The organism is Paenarthrobacter sp. FR1, from assembly GCF_051106045.1.
Classification (GTDB): domain Bacteria; phylum Actinomycetota; class Actinomycetes; order Actinomycetales; family Micrococcaceae; genus Arthrobacter; species Arthrobacter nitroguajacolicus_A.
Genome location: NZ_JBPFSF010000014.1, coordinates 68,021 through 83,664 on the forward strand (window position 1 = coordinate 68,021; position 15,644 = coordinate 83,664).

The following is a 15,644-nucleotide window of genomic DNA, read 5'->3' on the forward strand; positions in this document are numbered from 1 at the left end:
TGCGAAAGGTGACGGGCCGTCGTCGTTCACTTAAGAACGCCGTTGTTCCTAAGAGGTCTAGCCCAGACGGGCCTTGAGGCCGTCCAGCTCGGACTGCAGTGCCGCCGGGAGTGACTCGCCGAAGTTGGCGAACCATTCCTCGATGGATGCCAGCTCGGTTGCCCACTCTGCAGGGTCGACGCGCACCGCGGACTCAACCTCAGCCGGAGTCATGTCCAGGCCTTCGAGATCGATGGACTCGCCGGTCGGAACGAAACCGATCGGAGTTTCCACAGCGTCGGCCTTGCCTTCGAGGCGCTCGATGGCCCACTTGAGCACACGGGCATTGTCGCCGAAGCCAGGCCAGGCGAAGCCGCCTTCAGCCGTGCGACGGAACCAGTTGACCAGGAAGATCTTGGGCAGCCGCTCCGGGTTGGCCTTGGCAGACAGATTAACCCAGTGGTTCAGGTAATCGCCTGCGTCGTAGCCGATGAACGGCAGCATGGCCATGGGGTCGCGGCGGACAACGCCAACGGCACCGGCGGCGGCAGCCGTGGTTTCCGAGGACAGCGTGGAGCCCATGAAGATGCCGTTGGACCAGCTGCGCGCTTCGGTCACCAGCGGAATGGTGGTCTTGCGGCGACCGCCGAACAGGATTGCGGACAACTCCACGCCCTCGGGGCTGAAGTATTCTTCAGCCAGCATGTCGATCTGGTCGATCGGGGTGCAGAAGCGGGAGTTCGGGTGCGCGGCCGGAGCGTCCGAGTCCGGAGTCCAGGACTCACCCCGCCAGTCGGTCAGGTGTGCGGGAGTTTCCTCTGTCATACCTTCCCACCAGACGCCACCGTCATCGGTCAGCGCGACGTTGGTGAAGATGCTGTTGCCCTTGGCGATGGCGCGCATGGCGTTGGGGTTGGTGCCCCAGCCGGTGCCGGGAGCGACGCCGAACAGGCCCGCTTCGGGGTTGACGGCGCGGAGCTCGCCTTCCTTGCCGAAGCGCATCCACGTGATGTCGTCGCCGAGGGTCTCAACCTTCCAGCCCTTGATGGTGGGGTCGAGCAGCGCGAGGTTGGTCTTGCCGCAAGCGGAGGGGAAAGCAGCTGAGACGTAGTAGGTCTTCTGCTCGGGGGAGGTCAGCTTGAGGATGAGCATGTGCTCAGCCAGCCAACCCTCATCACGCGCCATGACGGAAGCGATGCGGAGGGCGTAGCACTTCTTGCCCAGGAGGGCGTTTCCGCCGTAGCCGGAGCCGAAGGACCAGATGGAGCGCTCTTCCGGGAAGTGCACAATCCACTTGTCCGTGTTGCAGGGCCAGGCGACGTCGGCCTGGCCGGCTTCGAGCGGTGCGCCCAGCGAGTGGAGCGCGGGGACGAAGAAGGCATCCGTCTGGGTGATGCGATCCAGGACGTCAGTACCAATACGGGCCATGATGCGCATGGAGGCGACGACGTAGGCGGAGTCGGTGATCTCGACGCCAAACTTCGGGTCTTCGGCGTCCAGGTGGCCCATGACGAAGGGGATGACGTACATGGTGCGGCCGCGCATGGAGCCGGCGAAGAGTCCGCGCAGCTTCTGCTTCATTTCGGCCGGAGCCATCCAGTTATTGGTGAAGCCTGCGTCGCGCTCGTTCTCCGAGCAGATGAAGGTTTGCTCTTCAACGCGGGCAACATCGGCCGGGTCAGAGAACGCCGCGAAGGAATTCGGGAACGTTTCCGGGTTCAGCCGCTTCAGCGTGCCGGCCTCGACCAGTTCGTCAGTCAGCTTCTTGTTTTCTGCTTCGCTGCCATCGACCCAGTGGATGCGGTCCGGCTGAGTCAGCTCGGCAACTTCCTCAACCCAGGCCAGCAGGCGTGCATGCGTAGTAGGTGCCTTCTCAAGCAGCGGCAGTCGCGCCAGATCGCCCATTGCGGTTCCCTTCCTCGGGTTCAGTGGTGTGTCCTAAACGATAGGGGCCGCGGACCAGACCAATCCGCTGTCAGACATCGGACATCCACGAGGCTGAAATCCAAAAACCGCTAGAAATCAAGGAGGAAGGTTGCTGGAAGGGAGATTTAAGTGACTAAGGTCACGTAGACCGGTCTAGTTGCGCAGATTACAGCTTTTCGATTTGGAACTTCACATGAACTTCTGTAAAGTTTATTGAGGTTCGAGGGGGTCAGAGAAACAGACCGCCGAGAATCACACGAAATGCGCCCATAGCTCAGCTGGATAGAGCGTCTGTCTACGGAACAGAAGGTCAGGGGTTCGAATCCCTTTGGGCGCACAGACAAGACCCGCACCGGTTCGCCGGTGCGGGTCTTTTTTATACCCAAATGACCCAAGCAGCGGCAGGTGAGCCGCCCCGGAAACGCAAAAACCGCCGTCGAGCTTCTCGAGGAAGTACGACGGCGGCCCTTGGCGTCCGCTCAGAGGTTCGGCACGAACGGCACTGGGGGGCCGTAGGCCCGGCCGCGGGCCTTCGGGATCCTGTGGACCGGCGCACCTTCGCCAATGACGTTCGTCAAGGTTCCCAGCCGTTCCACGGTCAAACTGACCACATCATCCCGTTGAAGCGGTGGTGGAGTCATGGATCCACACCATCCCCAGAACTCGGCCAGGCAGCCTCCCCCGCTGGTCCCGGAACCGAGGATGTCGCCGCGCCGCACCCAGGTTCCCCTGCTGGCGTAGGAGACAAGCTCGGCAAAGTTCCACGCCATGTTGGCCAAGGAATCAGCAGCGAGCACCTGCCCGTTCACGGAAACGCTCACGGACAGGTCAAGGAAGCCGTCGGAGGTGATGTCCGCCAGCTCATCCTTGGTCACGAAGATCGGCCCGAGGGACGTGGCTGTGTCTTTGCCTTTCGCAGGGCCCAGTCCAACGGTCATTTCGGCTCGCTGGAGGTCGCGTGCGGACCAATCGTTCATGATCAGGTATCCGGCGATGTGCTGTTCGGCCTCGTCTACGGAAAGGTTGCAGCCGTCCGTTCCGATCACCGCCGCTACTTCCAGTTCGAAGTCGAACTGGTGCGACCCCGGGGCAACCGGAACAGTGGCGTTGTGCCCCGTGGCGGCGTGCGGGTTGGTGAAGTAGAACGACGGCGCGTCGTACCAAGCGTCCGGAATCCCCTTGTCCGCGGCTACTGACCGCAAGGCGCCCACGGTGTGCTGTTCAAAAGTGATGAAGTCCCGGATGGTGGTCACTTCCAGGGGCGGGAGCAACTCGGCGGTGCGGAAGTCCACAAGATCCCCGTCCGCCGAGGTCCGTGGCCGCGCCATCACATCGAAAGCATCCAGCCCTTCCGGGTAGAGGCGACCCGAAACCAGGTCATCATTGGCTTGCCCAAGGCGCGGAACACCGTCCACCAGGATGCGGAAGAATTTCACGCGTCATCCCCCGACTCAAGAATTGCCACGGCTCGGGTCCACCCGGCTGACGCTCCGTGAATTTTTACCGGGAAGCAGGAGATCTGGAATCCGGTTGCCGGTAGTGCCTCCAGGTTGTGCAACTTCTCGATGTGGCAGTAGCCGATTTCCATGCCGGCTTTGTGGCCTTCCCAAATCAGCGAATTGTCCCCGGTCTCCACGTACTTCTTCGCTGTATGGATAAAGGGAGCGTCCCAGCTCCAGGCATCCGTTCCGGTGACGCGCACACCGCGGCTGGTGAGGAAGAGCGTAGCTTCGCGGCCCATTCCGCAGCCTGTGGAGAGGTAATCGTCCAAACCGTAGCGGGTGCCGGCTGCAGTGTTGACCACCACGATGTCGCCCGGGGCAAGATCGTGGCCTATGCGGCCGAGCTCGGCCTCGACGTCAGCTGCGGTGACGACATAACCGTCCTCGAAGCTCCGAAAATCCAATTTCACCCCGCGGCCGTAGCACCACTCCAGCGGAACTTCGTCGATGGTGATGGCACGGGCTCCCCCATCCATGGTGGACGCATAGTGGTACGGCGCGTCCAGGTGGGTGCCAGTGTGGGTGGTGGCAACGACGCGCTCAATGGCCCAGCCTTCCTGCCCGGGAAGGTCCTCTTCTGTCATTCCCGGGAAGTAGGAAACCAGGTCCTTGGCTGTTTCCTGGTGGGTGAAGTAGTCGATGGATGGCGTGAGCCCGGGTGGGTCCGAGGCGATGTTCGCCATGAGGCTAACGGAGAGGTCTACGAGTTTAGGCATGACGTGCGGGTTCCTTTGAAGCGTGTTGATTGGCGGCAGCCTCCTGGGAGAGGGAGCCTTGGTGGGTTTGCGGCAGGAGGAGCATGAGGGCGCCTCCGATCAAAAAGACGACACCTGAGAGGATGAGCCCGGAGGAGAATCCCCAGGAAGCTGCAATCCCGCCCATGGCAAGGGGAGCGAAAGCTGCGACCCCGCGTCCGATGTTGAAGCAAAATCCAGCCCCGGTGGTGCGGATCCTGGTGGGATAGAGCTCCCCCAGGTAGGACCCGAAAAGCCCGGCGAACGTCATAAAGAATGCGTACAGCGGACCCATCCAGAGCAGGGCGGACTGGTTGGTGACCAAACCGTAAAGCGGCATCAACAGGCCAGTCCCGGCCAACGAGAGAATGATGGCGTTGCGGCGGCCGATCTTGTCCGCGATCCAGCCGAAGACGATGTAGCCCAAGAACATTCCGAGGTTGAGGACGGTCATGAAGAGCGCCACTTGGCGGGGGTCCAAGCCACGTTCGGTGGACAGGTAGCTCGGCATCCAGGTGGACGCGCCATAGAAGCCGACGAAGGCGCAGATGGCAGCCAGCGTGGCAACGATGGTGCGGCGTCGATAGGTCCCGGTGAAGAGCTCCTTGGCGGTGACGTTTCCGCTGTTGCTGCTGGATTGCCGTGCCGCACGTTCCTGCAGCCATGCTGTGGACTCCGGGAAGAAGAACACCACCATCAGCAGTGGCAGGAGGGCAGACAGCCCGGTCACCAGGAACAGCAACCGCCAATCAGGCATGAAGACGCCTGCTACGAGAGCTGCGCTCGCCCCGCCCAGGGGATAGGCAGCGAGGACGAACGCCACCGCGCGCCCGCGTTGTTCGGCGGGCCAGGTTTCCACGATGTACGTCGAAAGAACGGACCACACACCCCCAAGCCCGATGCCCGCCAGGAAGCGCAAGGCAACGAACACTGCGTAGTTCGGGACGACGAAGAGCGCGGAGGTCAACGCCACGAAGACCACCATGGACGCGATAAGGGCAACCCGGCGGCCGCGGTTGTCCGCTATCCAGCCGGTGAGAACACTCGAACACCCCATGCCGAGCAGCGTGGCCGTTGCCAGCAGACCGCCGGCGACGGGAGTGAGGGCCATCTCGGCGCTGATGGCGGGGAGGGCGAAGGACAGCACTGCGATTTCGAGTGCGTCGAAAAGATAGATGATGAACGACCCAATAAGGATGAACCACTTGGTTCCACGTTTCATTGTGGAGATCCCTTCTGAAGCGGGCGACGGTGCCCGAGCCGAAAACAGAACTTAGACACCCGTTCAGTTTCTGTTGGGTTAGAATTTATACACCCATTCAGTTTGTGTCAACGGCCACAGCAACCTGGCCAGGGAGGGACCGATAGGGTGAGAGTCATGTCGACTGAAGTGCAGGGAAACACCGCTGGCACGCGACGCCGCGAACAAATCCTGGACGTGGCCTTGGAGATGTTCGCAGACCGGGGATTCGAGGCCACCACCATGCGCGCCATTGCGGAGGAGATCCGCACCACGGCCCCGCTGGTGATCTACCATTTCGCCACCAAGCTGGACCTCTACAGAGCTGTCTTCGCGCGGTACCAACACCTCAATGAGGAACGCCGGCGCGAAGTGCTGAAGGTGGACACTGCGGCTTCCGACGCAGTGGAAAAGATCGTTGACGCTTTCCTCTTGCCCACGCTGAAGGCCCAGGAAACCGCCGGCGGGAAACTGTTCGCACGGCTCGTCCTCCGGGAAGCCTCAGATCCCGCAGCCCATGAGCGGGGCATCCTCGCAGAGTACTTCGACCCCATGGCCAGGGACTTCATCCACGTCATGCGCACAGCGCTGCCGGACAAACCCCCCGGCTTCCACGAATGGGCCTACTTGTTCGGAGTCGGCGCACTGACAGGCACTGCGCTCCCGCACCGCATCGCCTCCCTGTCCGAGTTGCCGAACATCAACGAGTTCCGTTACGACCACCTGCGCAATGTCTTGGTGGCAGGCTGGCGGGGCACCGGCAGGTAGACCGCCGCGAAAACGGAAGGGCCGCCGTCGTACTTTATGAAAAGTACGACGGCGGCCCTTGCGTTAAGCGCGGAGGGTTCAGTCCCCTACTGCCTCGCCGATGCGGCGGCGGATTCCATCGAAGTGCCGGTTGAGGAGTTCCGAGGCCGAGACCTTGTTCCCCGCGGCGACAGCGGCATAGATGCTGCGGTGCATGGCGGCCGTCTTGACCAGGTCCTCGTTGCCCGGGCCGATCTCCACATGGATCTTCCGGTAGACCTTCCAGAAAACACCCATGAGGTTGATCAGGAGTTCGTTGTTGAGTGGCTCGAACAGGCGCCGGTGGAACTCGGCGTCGGCGGCCACGAAGTTTTCGCCTGCGGCTGCCAGCTCTTCCATCTGCTTCACAGCTTCCTCGATGGATGCCAGCTGTTCCTTGGTCATGACATCCATGGAGGAGCCAATCAGCCCCGACTCCAGCGCCTGGCGCACGTCAACCAACTGCAGCGCCTCAAGCCCCTGATGGCGAAGCGAAAGCCGGCCGCGGAACGTCAGCCCATCAGCCAAGGCATCGAAGTTGCTCGGCGCCACGAACATGCCAAAGCCATGCCGGATCTCGATCACGCCCAAAGCCTGCAGCACCTTGAGGGACTCGCGAAGCGTGTTGCGGCCCACGCCAAGGGCTACCGACAGCTCGCTTTCCGTCGGCAATGGATCGCCTGCCTCGAGCTCACGCTCAAGGATCAATTCCATAATGTCCGACTGCAATGCACGCAGCCGGGCCTGTGCACTGAACCGCGCCTGCGGAACTACACCGGAAGTTGTCATGGCGCTCTCCTTGCCAATGCACCACTCCACAGGAACGCGGAACGGTGCGGTGTTAATATTGAGGCGAGCTTAGTGCCCACCGCAGAATGAGTGACTCGCAACATACAATATCGGATGTCCCACCTCCTTGATAGGTATGGACAAGGATTTCCTCAGATCTTGCTGAGATTTCCACCACGGACCGGCCGCAGCCGGCAAACCGCCAGGCGCGCGGCGGAAACCCAGGCGCCCTTTCTCACTTGACGTTCCGTTGTGACCGCCCTTACAGTTTCCATACGAGCATCGGACGTCCTACATCCGATAACCCACGAAACGCGAATGGTGAGGCACCCTATGAGCAAGACGATCCAAAGCCTGCCGCTGGTCAACGACGCCAGCCGCCGGAACTTCCTGAAGCTAAGCGGCGCAGTTGGTGCAGCAGCCGCCTTCACGGCAACCCTTTCTGCGTGCGGCGGCGCTGCCAGCACCACCACCGGCAACGCAACGAACACTGCTGCAGTGAACAAGGACCTCATCATCGAGGCAGGCATTTCCTACGCGCTCTCCACTGGCTTCGATCCCCTGAGCTCCTCCGGGGCCACGCCCATGGCAGCCAACCTGCATATCTTCGAAGGCCTTATCGAGTTGCACCCGGCAACCCGCCAGCCCTACAACGCCCTTGCTGCGTCGGATCCCAAGAAGATCAACGACACCACCTACCAGGTGACCATTCGCGACGGCGCCAAGTTCCACAACGGCTCCCCCGTCACCACCGAAGACGTCGCTTTCTCCTTCACCCGTGTGATGGACCCGGCGAACAAGTCCCTGTTCTCCCAGTTCATCCCCTTCATTCAGGACGTCAAGCCGCTCGACGAGAAGACGGTTGAGTTCACCCTGAAGTACGCCTTCCCGGGCTTCGGCCCACGCATCTCGGTGGTCAAGATCGTCCCCAAGGCCCTGGCCACAGACCTGAAGGCCTTCGACGCCTCGCCGGTGGGCTCGGGTCCCTACAAGCTCATCTCGGCCGTCAAGGACGACAAGATCGTCTTCGAAGCCTTCGCCGACTACAACGGCCCCAAGCCTGCACTGGCCAAGGGCATGAACTGGCTGCTGCTCTCCGATGCCGCAGCCCGCGTCACGGCTGTCCAGTCCGGCCGCGTCCAGGCGATCGAAGACGTTCCTTACCTGGATGTCGACGGGCTGAAGTCCAAGGTCAAGGTGGAGTCCGTTCAGTCCTTCGGCTTGCTGTTCCTGATGTTCAACTGCGCCAAGGCCCCGTTCGACAACAAGCTGGTCCGCCAGGCACTGCACTACGGCCTGGATAAGGAAGCCATCATCAAGAAGGCACTGTTCGGCAATGCCAAGGCTGCCACCTCCTACTTCCAGGAAGGCCACCCGGACTACGTCAAGGCAAAGAACGTCTACGGCTTCGACACCTCCAAGGCCGAAGAACTCCTGAAGCAGGCCGGCGTCACAAGCCTCGAGTTCGAACTCCTCACCACAGACACCGCCTGGGTCAAGGATGTGGCCCCACTGATCCTCGAATCCTGGAACAAGATCCCCGGTGTCAAGGTGACGGTCAAGAGCCTCCAGTCCGGCGCTTTGTACAGCGACCGTGTTGGCAAGGGCGACTTCTCCGTGGTGGCAGCCCCCGGCGATCCCTCGGTCTTCGGCAACGACGCGGACCTCCTCCTGAGCTGGTTCTACTCGGGTGCAACCTGGATGGACAAGCGTGCCTTCTGGACCACCCCCGAGCGGACCAAGCTGCAGGAGCTCATGGACAAGGGATCGCAGGCTTCGGGAGACGAAGCCAAGAAGATCGTCGGCGAAATCGTGGACATGGTCTCGGACGAAGTTCCGCTGTACCCGGTGTTCCACCGCCAACTGCCCAGCGCCTGGGACGAAAAGAAGCTCAACGGCTTCCAGCCGCTCCCCACCACCGGTCTGTCGTTCGTCGACGTCGGACGCACGGCCTAAGCACCCCTCGCGTTGCCGGGCCCGCTCTGCGGCCTAAAACCCCCACAGAACCCGCAGAGCGGGCCCCGCAACCAGCACCACCAACCAACCGGAGAACAAATTGGTCACGATATTGCGTCTGCTTGGCCGCAGGCTTGCAGCACTGCCATTGATGATCCTGGGCATTACGTTGCTCGTCTTCCTCGTCCTGCAGGCCGCTCCCGGCGACCAGGCAAGCTCCGCCCTCGGTGACGGCGCAAGCGAAGAAGCGAAGCAGCAGTACCGCCAGGACAATGGCCTGAACGACCCCCTGGTCCTGCAGTACTTCCGATTCCTCGGCAAGCTCCTGCAGTTCGACCTCGGCGTCACCACCCCGCCGGCCAAGTCGGTGGCTTCCATGATCGGCTCGGCGTTCCCCCTGACGCTGCAGCTCACTTTCCTGGGCGTCCTCATCGCCATCGTGCTTTCGCTGGCGTTCGGCATCCTCGGCGCGCTCTACCGCGACAAGTGGCAGGACCAGTTGGTCCGCGTCTTCTCCATCGCCGCGATCGCCACGCCGTCGTTCTGGTTGGGCATCCTGCTCATCCAGTGGTTCGCGCTCGGCGAGAACCCGATGTTCCCCTCGGGCGGAATTGCGACGCCGGAATCCGGCTTCGGCGGTTGGCTCAACTCGATGGCCCTCCCGGCCCTCGCGCTCGGCATTCCCGTGTCCGCCTCGCTGATCCGCGTGGTCCGCACCTCGATGGTGGAAGAACTGGACCGCGACTACGTCCGAACCGCCATCGGCAATGGTGTCCCCTACCGTGAGGTCGTCTCCAAGAACGTCCTCCGCAACGCACTCGTCACCCCGGTGACCGTGCTGGGACTGCGCGTCGGCTACCTGCTGGGCGGCGCCGTCGTGATTGAAATGATCTTCGCCCTGCCCGGTATGGGCCAGCTGATCCTCAACGGCATCACCAACCTGGACGTCAACCTGGTCCAGGGCGTGGTACTCACCATCTCCGTCACCTTCGTTCTGGTGAACATCGTGGTGGACCTTCTCTACCTGCTCATCAACCCCCGAATCAGGACGGTATAGCTCATGCGCAGCAAGCTCGCAGAACGGCTAAGTGCCCCGGGCATTCGTTTCAAGGCCCTGCCCTGGGGCTCCCGTATCGCCCTGCTCTTCCTCATTGTGATTGTCCTGGCGGCCATTTTCGCGCCGATCATTGCACCTCACGATCCCCTGGAAACGTTCATTCCGGCCACGCCGCCGGGTGCTGAACACTTCTTCGGCACCGACCGCCTGGGCCGCGACATCTTCTCGCGCCTCTTGTTCGGCGCACAATCGTCGCTCCTGATCGGCCTGGGCGCGGTTGGCCTGGCGATCCTCGCCGGTGCGCTCCTGGGCTCCTTCGCCGCGACGTCCAGCAAGTCCGTGAACGAGATCATCATGCGACTCATGGATATCCTCATGGCGTTCCCGGGAATCGCCTTGGCCGCCGTGCTGTTGGCGGCGTTCGGCAACTCGGTCCCCACCATCATCATCGCGATCGCCATCATCTACACCCCGCAACTGGCCCGCGTGGTCCGCGCCAACGTGCTGGCACAGTACGGCGAAGACTACGTCCGAGCCGAACGGGTGATCGGTGCCGGACGCTTCTACATCCTGGTCAAGCACATCGTCCGCAACACCGCCGCTCCCGTGCTGGTGTTCGCCACCGTCATGGTGGCCGACGCCATCATCCTGGAAGCCTCGCTGTCCTTCCTCGGCGCCGGCGTTCAGGACCCTGCACCGTCCTGGGGCAACGTGATCTCCTACGGACGCAACCTGGTGCTGTCCGGCGGCTGGTGGGCCACCACCTTCGCGGGCTTGACCATCCTCCTGACCGTTCTGTCCCTGAACATCCTCGCCGAGGGCCTCACGGACGCCATGGTGAACCCGAAACTCCGCCGTGCGCCCGTAGTAAAGGACGACGACGGTACTACAGCCGCCGTTGCTATCGATGCACAGGTTGCAACCTCCGTGGCCCAGCCCTCCGTTGTTGAGGAACACGAGCTCGACGGCGTCCGGCCGGCTACCAGCGGTGACCTGACGTCCGACGGCGGCCAGGCAGCCGTGCTCACCGACGTCCGACTCGCAGCCGCGAACCCGCACCTCCTGCTGGACCGTGAGCTGGAACTGCTCGCAGCCATTGAAGCAAAGCGCACCGATCGCCTCCCGCAGGTTTCTCCCGAGGCCCGCAATGTCCTTGAGGTGAAGAACCTGTCCATCCGCTTCCCGGGCCGCTTCGGCGACATCGCGATCGTGGACAATGTGTCCTTCACCGTCCGCGAAGGCGAAACGATGGGCCTGGTGGGCGAATCCGGTTGTGGCAAGTCCATCACCTCGCTGGCCGTCATGGGGCTGCTCCCCAAGACAGCCCAAGTCACCGGCTCCATCACGTTCGACGGCAAGGAGTTGCTGGATCCGAACACCAAGCACAGTAACGTCAAGGCCTACGAGGGCCTCCGCGGCGAGCAGATCGCCATGGTCTACCAGGACGCCTTGAGCTCCTTGAATCCGTCCATGAAGATCAAAGACCAACTCGAACAGCTCACTAAGCGTGGTGGCCGCAAGACTCCTACCGAGCTGCTGGAGATGGTGAAGCTGGATCCCGTCCGGACCCTCGCCAGCTACCCGCATGAGCTCTCCGGCGGGCAGCGTCAACGCGTGCTGATCGCCATGGCCCTGTCCCGTTCGCCGAAGATCGTTGTTGCCGACGAGCCCACGACAGCCTTGGACGTCACAGTCCAGAAGCAGGTGGTGGACCTCCTCAACGAACTGCGCGAACAGCTCGGCTTCGCGATGGTATTCGTCAGCCACGACCTCGCGCTGGTGGCTTCCTTGGCGCATCGCATCACCGTCATGTACGCCGGCCAGGTGGTGGAATCCGCACGAGCCTCCGAACTCCTGCAGAACCCCAAACACGAGTACACCCGGGGTCTGCTGGGCGCCGTGCTCTCCATTGAGGCCGACGCCGTCCGGCTGCACCAGATTCCCGGCACCGTCCCGTCGCCTCGGGACTTCGCAACGGGCGACCGCTTCGCGGCCCGCTCACTGCGACCCGACGCCGATCCCCACCAGAAGCTGGTCCTCACCACGGTTTCTTCGGTTGACTCCGCAAACGGTGACGATGCCGACCACTACTGGGCCAGCCACTTGAAGGAGGACGCGAAATGAGCGAGTCAACCGGCAAACCGGTCATCGAACTCAAGGACGTCAAGGTCTACCACCATGCACGGACCGGTGGCCTGTTCCGGCCGAACATCGTCAAAGCGGTGGACGGCGTGGACTTCACCATCAGCCGCGGCGAAACCGTGGGCATCGTGGGTGAGTCCGGCTGCGGCAAGTCCACGCTCGCTTCAGTGCTTGTGGGACTCCAGCCGCCGACGTCGGGCCAGGTCCTGTTCCACGGGAAGCCCGCCATCAAGCGGAACGCCGCCATGCGCAAGCAGTTTGGACGCTCCGTCTCCGTGGTCTTCCAGGACCCGGCAACGGCACTGAACCCGCGCATGACCATCCAGGACATCCTCACGGATCCGTTGCAGATCCACGGCATCGGCAACGCGGCATCACGCGCCGCCAAGGTCAAGGAACTGTTGGCGCTGGTTGGCTTGCCGCAATCGGCAGCCGAAGTGACGCCGTCGCAGGTTTCCGGCGGCCAGCGCCAGCGTGTGGCGATCGCCCGCGCACTGGCCCTGGACCCGGACATCATCGTGGCGGACGAGCCGACGTCGGCCCTGGACGTTTCCGTCCGGGCGCAGGTCCTGAACCTGCTGTCCGACCTGAAGACCCAGCTGAACCTGGGCATGGTGTTCATTTCCCACGACATCCAAACCGTCCGGTACGTCTCGGACCGCATCTGCGTCATGTACTTCGGCAAGATCGTCGAACAGGGCACAGCCGCGCAGGTCTTCGACAACCCCAGCAACGACTACACCAAGAAGCTGCTGGGCGCCGCGCCGAGCCTGCTTCACATTTAGTTTTTCCTTTCACAAGCTACAAACAACGGAGAATTCTGTGTCCACTCAGTTCCAGGGCGTCATCCCCCCGGTCATCACCCCCCGCCACGCAGACGGCAGCATCGACACCGCGTCGCTGAAGAACGTCACCAAGCACCTGATCGACGGCGGCGTGTCCGGCCTTTTCGTCCTGGGCTCCTCCGGCGAAGTCCCCTACATGACCAACGACGAGCGCGAGCTGGTGGTCTCCACCATCGCTGACGCCAACGCCGGAGCTGTCCCGCTGATCGTTGGCGCCAACGAGCAGACCACCAACCGCGTGATCGAGGAAGCCCGCAAGGTCATCGATCTCGGCGCCGACGCGATCGTGGTCACGTCCATGTACTACGCCATCGGCAACGCTGCGGAGACCGAAACCCACTTCCGCAGCATCCACGCCGCCATCGAGAAGCCGATCTTCGCTTACGACGTCCCGGTCCGCACCCACTTCAAGCTGCCCACGGACCTGCTGGTTCGCCTCGGTCGTGATGGTGTCCTTGCCGGCGTCAAGGATTCCTCCGGCGACGACGTTTCTTTCCGCCAGCTGCTCCTCGCAGCCAAGGACATCCCCAACTTCGACATCTTCACCGGTCACGAAGTTGTGGTGGACGGCGCCCTCCTGGGCGGCGCGCAGGGCGTTGTTCCAGGTCTGGGCAACGTTGACCCGGCCGGTTACCGCCGCCTGTTCGACGCCGCGCAGGCCGGCGACTGGGCAGGTGCGGCCCGCGAGCAGGACCGCTTGGCCGACGTCTTCGAGATCGTCTACACCCCCAACGGACGCGTCTCCGGCGGTGCCGCCGGCTTGGGTGCCTTCAAGACCGCGCTGCAGGTGATGGGCGTGATCGAGTCCAACACCATGAGCTCGCCCATGTTGTCCTTGAATGAATCCGAGACGGCTGCGATCCGCGAAATCCTTGAACGGAACGGGCTGGTCTAGCTTCCATGACCCACGTGATCGGCGTTGACCTCGGCGGCACCAAAACCGCTGCCGGGGTTGTGTCCCCAGCTGGCGTTGTGCTGATGTCGGAGACCATTCCGACCTTGAACCGGGGTGGTGGCGAAGCGATCCTCGACGCCACCTCTGCGCTGATCGCGGGCTTGGTGGAGCGCGCTGCCGACGCCGGACATACCGTGTCCGGCGTCGGTGTCGGCTCCGCTGGAGTCATTGACGCCGTGGCTGGCACGGTGGTTTCGGCCACCGACGCCATTCGTGGCTGGGCCGGGACTGCCCTTGTTGCGGGGTTGTCCGCGCGCCTCGGCCTTGGCGTCCGCGCCGTCAACGATGTCCATGCCCACGCCCTCGGCGAGGCTTGGCTGGGCGCTGCTGCCGGTTCTTCGAGTTCACTCATGGTGGCGTTTGGCACGGGAGTGGGCGGCAGCTTTGTGCTGGACGGCGCTCCTGTCCTGGGGCACCGCTTTGTCGGCGGGCATGTGGGGCACTTCGCCTCTCCTTACGCCACCTTCGACGGCGTTCCCCTGGCCTGCGTCTGTGGCGCTGCCGGGCACGTGGAGGCGATCGCTTCCGGACCTGCCATCCACGAGTCCTACCTCCGCTTGGGGGGTTCTGTCCTGGATGCTGCAGACACGCGTGGTGTGTTCGCGCTGGCCGCGCCTGACAGCAGCGCCGGCGAAGCCACCGCGAGCACTCTCGCCGCAGCCCAAGCCGTTGAGCTCGGCGCTGCCGCCGCAGGGCAAGCCGTCGGTGGCCTTATCAACATTTTGGACCCTGAAACCGTTGTGGTCTCCGGCGGCCTTGCCGATGCGGGAGACCCCTGGTGGAAGCCCATGGAGATTGCCTTGCGCCGGGAACTGCTCTCGCCACTGCTTTCCGTGCCGGTAGTCCGGGCAACCCTCGGCAACAGCGCCGCCATTGTTGGTGCTGCGAAACTCGTCCTTCAGTAAGGAAGACATCTTGATCCTCACTCCAGCAGGCCTCGAAGGCCTCCATTCACAGCTGATCGTCTCCTGCCAGGCCTACCCGGGCGAGCCCATGCGCGATCCCCGGACCACCGGACAGGTGGCCGCCTCGGCCGTGATCGGCGGGGCTGCGGCGATCCGCGTCCAGGGGTTGGCCGACGTGCAGTTCACGCGCACCGCCGTCGAGGTCCCTGTCATTGGCCTGTGGAAGGACGGACACGACGGTGTCTTCATCACTCCCACACTGCGGCACGCCCTCGCTGTGGCGAATGCGGGTGCACACGTTGTGGCGATCGATGGCACCAGGCGTGAACGGCCGGACGGGCTTTCCCTCGCGGAAACGGTGGCCGGAATCCATGCGGAATCCCAGGCCTTGGTCATGGCTGATTGTGGCTCGTTCGACGACGCCGTTGCTGCCGTTGAGGCGGGCGCGGACCTGATCGGGACCACATTGGCCGGCTACACCGGCGAGCGCACCAAGACCGACGGGCCGGACCTTGAACTCTTGGAACGGATCGCTTCTGCCGGCTTGGGAAAGCCCTTGATCGCCGAAGGCCGCATCCACACGCCCGCCCAGGCCCGCCTGGCCCTCGATGCCGGTGCCTTTGCGGTGGTGGTGGGCACCGCGATCACCCACCCGGCCAGTATCACGGGCTGGTTCAAGGGCGCGATGCACGCGTAAGCACGTGCCGTGACGAGATTCTGCTGGATCATCCGCAGACCCACCCTGCGCTTTCCCTGCCTGGCGCGGGTTACCAAGGTGCAGCACTGAATGATCCAGCAGAATCAAGCACGCACAACGCGACGACAGCA

13 protein-coding genes and 1 tRNA gene are annotated in these 15,644 nt (G+C 63.2%); 9 read left to right on the forward strand and 5 right to left on the reverse strand.

Annotated features, from left to right (window positions below):
* Positions 1-57: 57 nt before the first annotated feature.
* Complete coding sequence (locus ACR30Z_RS20880; protein ID WP_434374471.1) at positions 58-1,884, reverse strand: phosphoenolpyruvate carboxykinase (GTP); 1,827 nt, start codon at positions 1,882-1,884, stop codon at positions 58-60.
* A 284-nt stretch (positions 1,885-2,168) separates the two neighbouring features.
* Here ACR30Z_RS20880 and ACR30Z_RS20885 point away from each other — a divergent pair.
* Positions 2,169-2,242 (forward strand) — tRNA-Arg (locus ACR30Z_RS20885).
* Positions 2,243-2,384: 142 nt separating this feature from the next.
* Here the strand turns inward: ACR30Z_RS20885 and ACR30Z_RS20890 are convergent.
* From ACR30Z_RS20890 to ACR30Z_RS20900, 3 genes are read right to left on the reverse strand one after another with little or no spacing between them, the layout of a single operon-like run.
* Positions 2,385-3,341: a fumarylacetoacetate hydrolase family protein gene (locus tag ACR30Z_RS20890; RefSeq protein ID WP_434374472.1), complete on the reverse strand. Its 957-nt coding sequence runs from the start codon at positions 3,339-3,341 to the stop codon at positions 2,385-2,387.
* A complete protein-coding gene (locus ACR30Z_RS20895) occupies positions 3,338-4,123 on the reverse strand; it encodes a cyclase family protein (protein WP_144651695.1) in 786 nt (261 codons plus the stop codon). The genes ACR30Z_RS20890 and ACR30Z_RS20895 overlap by 4 nt, the downstream gene beginning before the upstream one ends.
* Positions 4,116-5,363: an MFS transporter gene (locus ACR30Z_RS20900; RefSeq protein WP_144651693.1), complete on the reverse strand. Its 1,248-nt coding sequence runs from the start codon at positions 5,361-5,363 to the stop codon at positions 4,116-4,118. Before ACR30Z_RS20900 ends, ACR30Z_RS20895 begins: the two co-directional genes overlap by 8 nt.
* 156 nt (positions 5,364-5,519) lie before the next feature.
* Here ACR30Z_RS20900 and ACR30Z_RS20905 point away from each other — a divergent pair, with 156 nt between their 5' ends.
* On the forward strand, positions 5,520-6,149 hold the full coding sequence (locus ACR30Z_RS20905) for a TetR/AcrR family transcriptional regulator (RefSeq protein ID WP_434374473.1): 630 nt from the start codon (positions 5,520-5,522) through the stop codon (positions 6,147-6,149).
* Between the two features lie 78 nt (positions 6,150-6,227).
* Here ACR30Z_RS20905 and ACR30Z_RS20910 read toward each other — a convergent pair whose 3' ends face one another.
* A complete protein-coding gene (locus ACR30Z_RS20910) occupies positions 6,228-6,956 on the reverse strand; it encodes a FadR/GntR family transcriptional regulator (protein WP_144651689.1) in 729 nt (242 codons plus the stop codon).
* Positions 6,957-7,274: 318 nt separating this feature from the next.
* On the opposite strand from ACR30Z_RS20910, the gene ACR30Z_RS20915 reads away from it, so the two are divergent.
* The 7 genes from ACR30Z_RS20915 (at position 7,275) to ACR30Z_RS20945 (ending at position 15,513) form a co-directional block, all read left to right on the forward strand.
* Positions 7,275-8,912, forward strand: coding sequence for an ABC transporter substrate-binding protein (locus tag ACR30Z_RS20915; RefSeq protein ID WP_434374474.1), 1,638 nt, complete (start codon positions 7,275-7,277; stop codon positions 8,910-8,912).
* Positions 8,913-9,012: 100 nt separating this feature from the next.
* On the forward strand, positions 9,013-9,969 hold the full coding sequence (locus tag ACR30Z_RS20920; protein ID WP_024819607.1) for an ABC transporter permease: 957 nt from the start codon (positions 9,013-9,015) through the stop codon (positions 9,967-9,969).
* Positions 9,970-9,972: 3 nt separating this feature from the next.
* Positions 9,973-12,093 (forward strand): dipeptide/oligopeptide/nickel ABC transporter permease/ATP-binding protein, encoded by a 2,121-nt coding sequence (locus ACR30Z_RS20925; protein ID WP_144651685.1) that lies wholly within the window; start codon positions 9,973-9,975, stop codon positions 12,091-12,093.
* Positions 12,090-12,896, forward strand: coding sequence for an ABC transporter ATP-binding protein (locus tag ACR30Z_RS20930; protein ID WP_144651683.1), 807 nt, complete (start codon positions 12,090-12,092; stop codon positions 12,894-12,896). Before ACR30Z_RS20925 ends, ACR30Z_RS20930 begins: the two co-directional genes overlap by 4 nt.
* 37 nt (positions 12,897-12,933) lie before the next feature.
* Positions 12,934-13,851 (forward strand): dihydrodipicolinate synthase family protein, encoded by a 918-nt coding sequence (locus ACR30Z_RS20935; protein WP_434374475.1) that lies wholly within the window; start codon positions 12,934-12,936, stop codon positions 13,849-13,851.
* A 5-nt stretch (positions 13,852-13,856) separates the two neighbouring features.
* A complete protein-coding gene (locus ACR30Z_RS20940) occupies positions 13,857-14,816 on the forward strand; it encodes an ROK family protein (RefSeq protein WP_434374476.1) in 960 nt (319 codons plus the stop codon).
* Between the two features lie 10 nt (positions 14,817-14,826).
* Entirely contained in the window at positions 14,827-15,513 is a 687-nt protein-coding gene (locus ACR30Z_RS20945; protein WP_434374477.1) for an N-acetylmannosamine-6-phosphate 2-epimerase, read from the forward strand.
* The last annotated feature ends 131 nt before the right edge of the window (positions 15,514-15,644 follow it).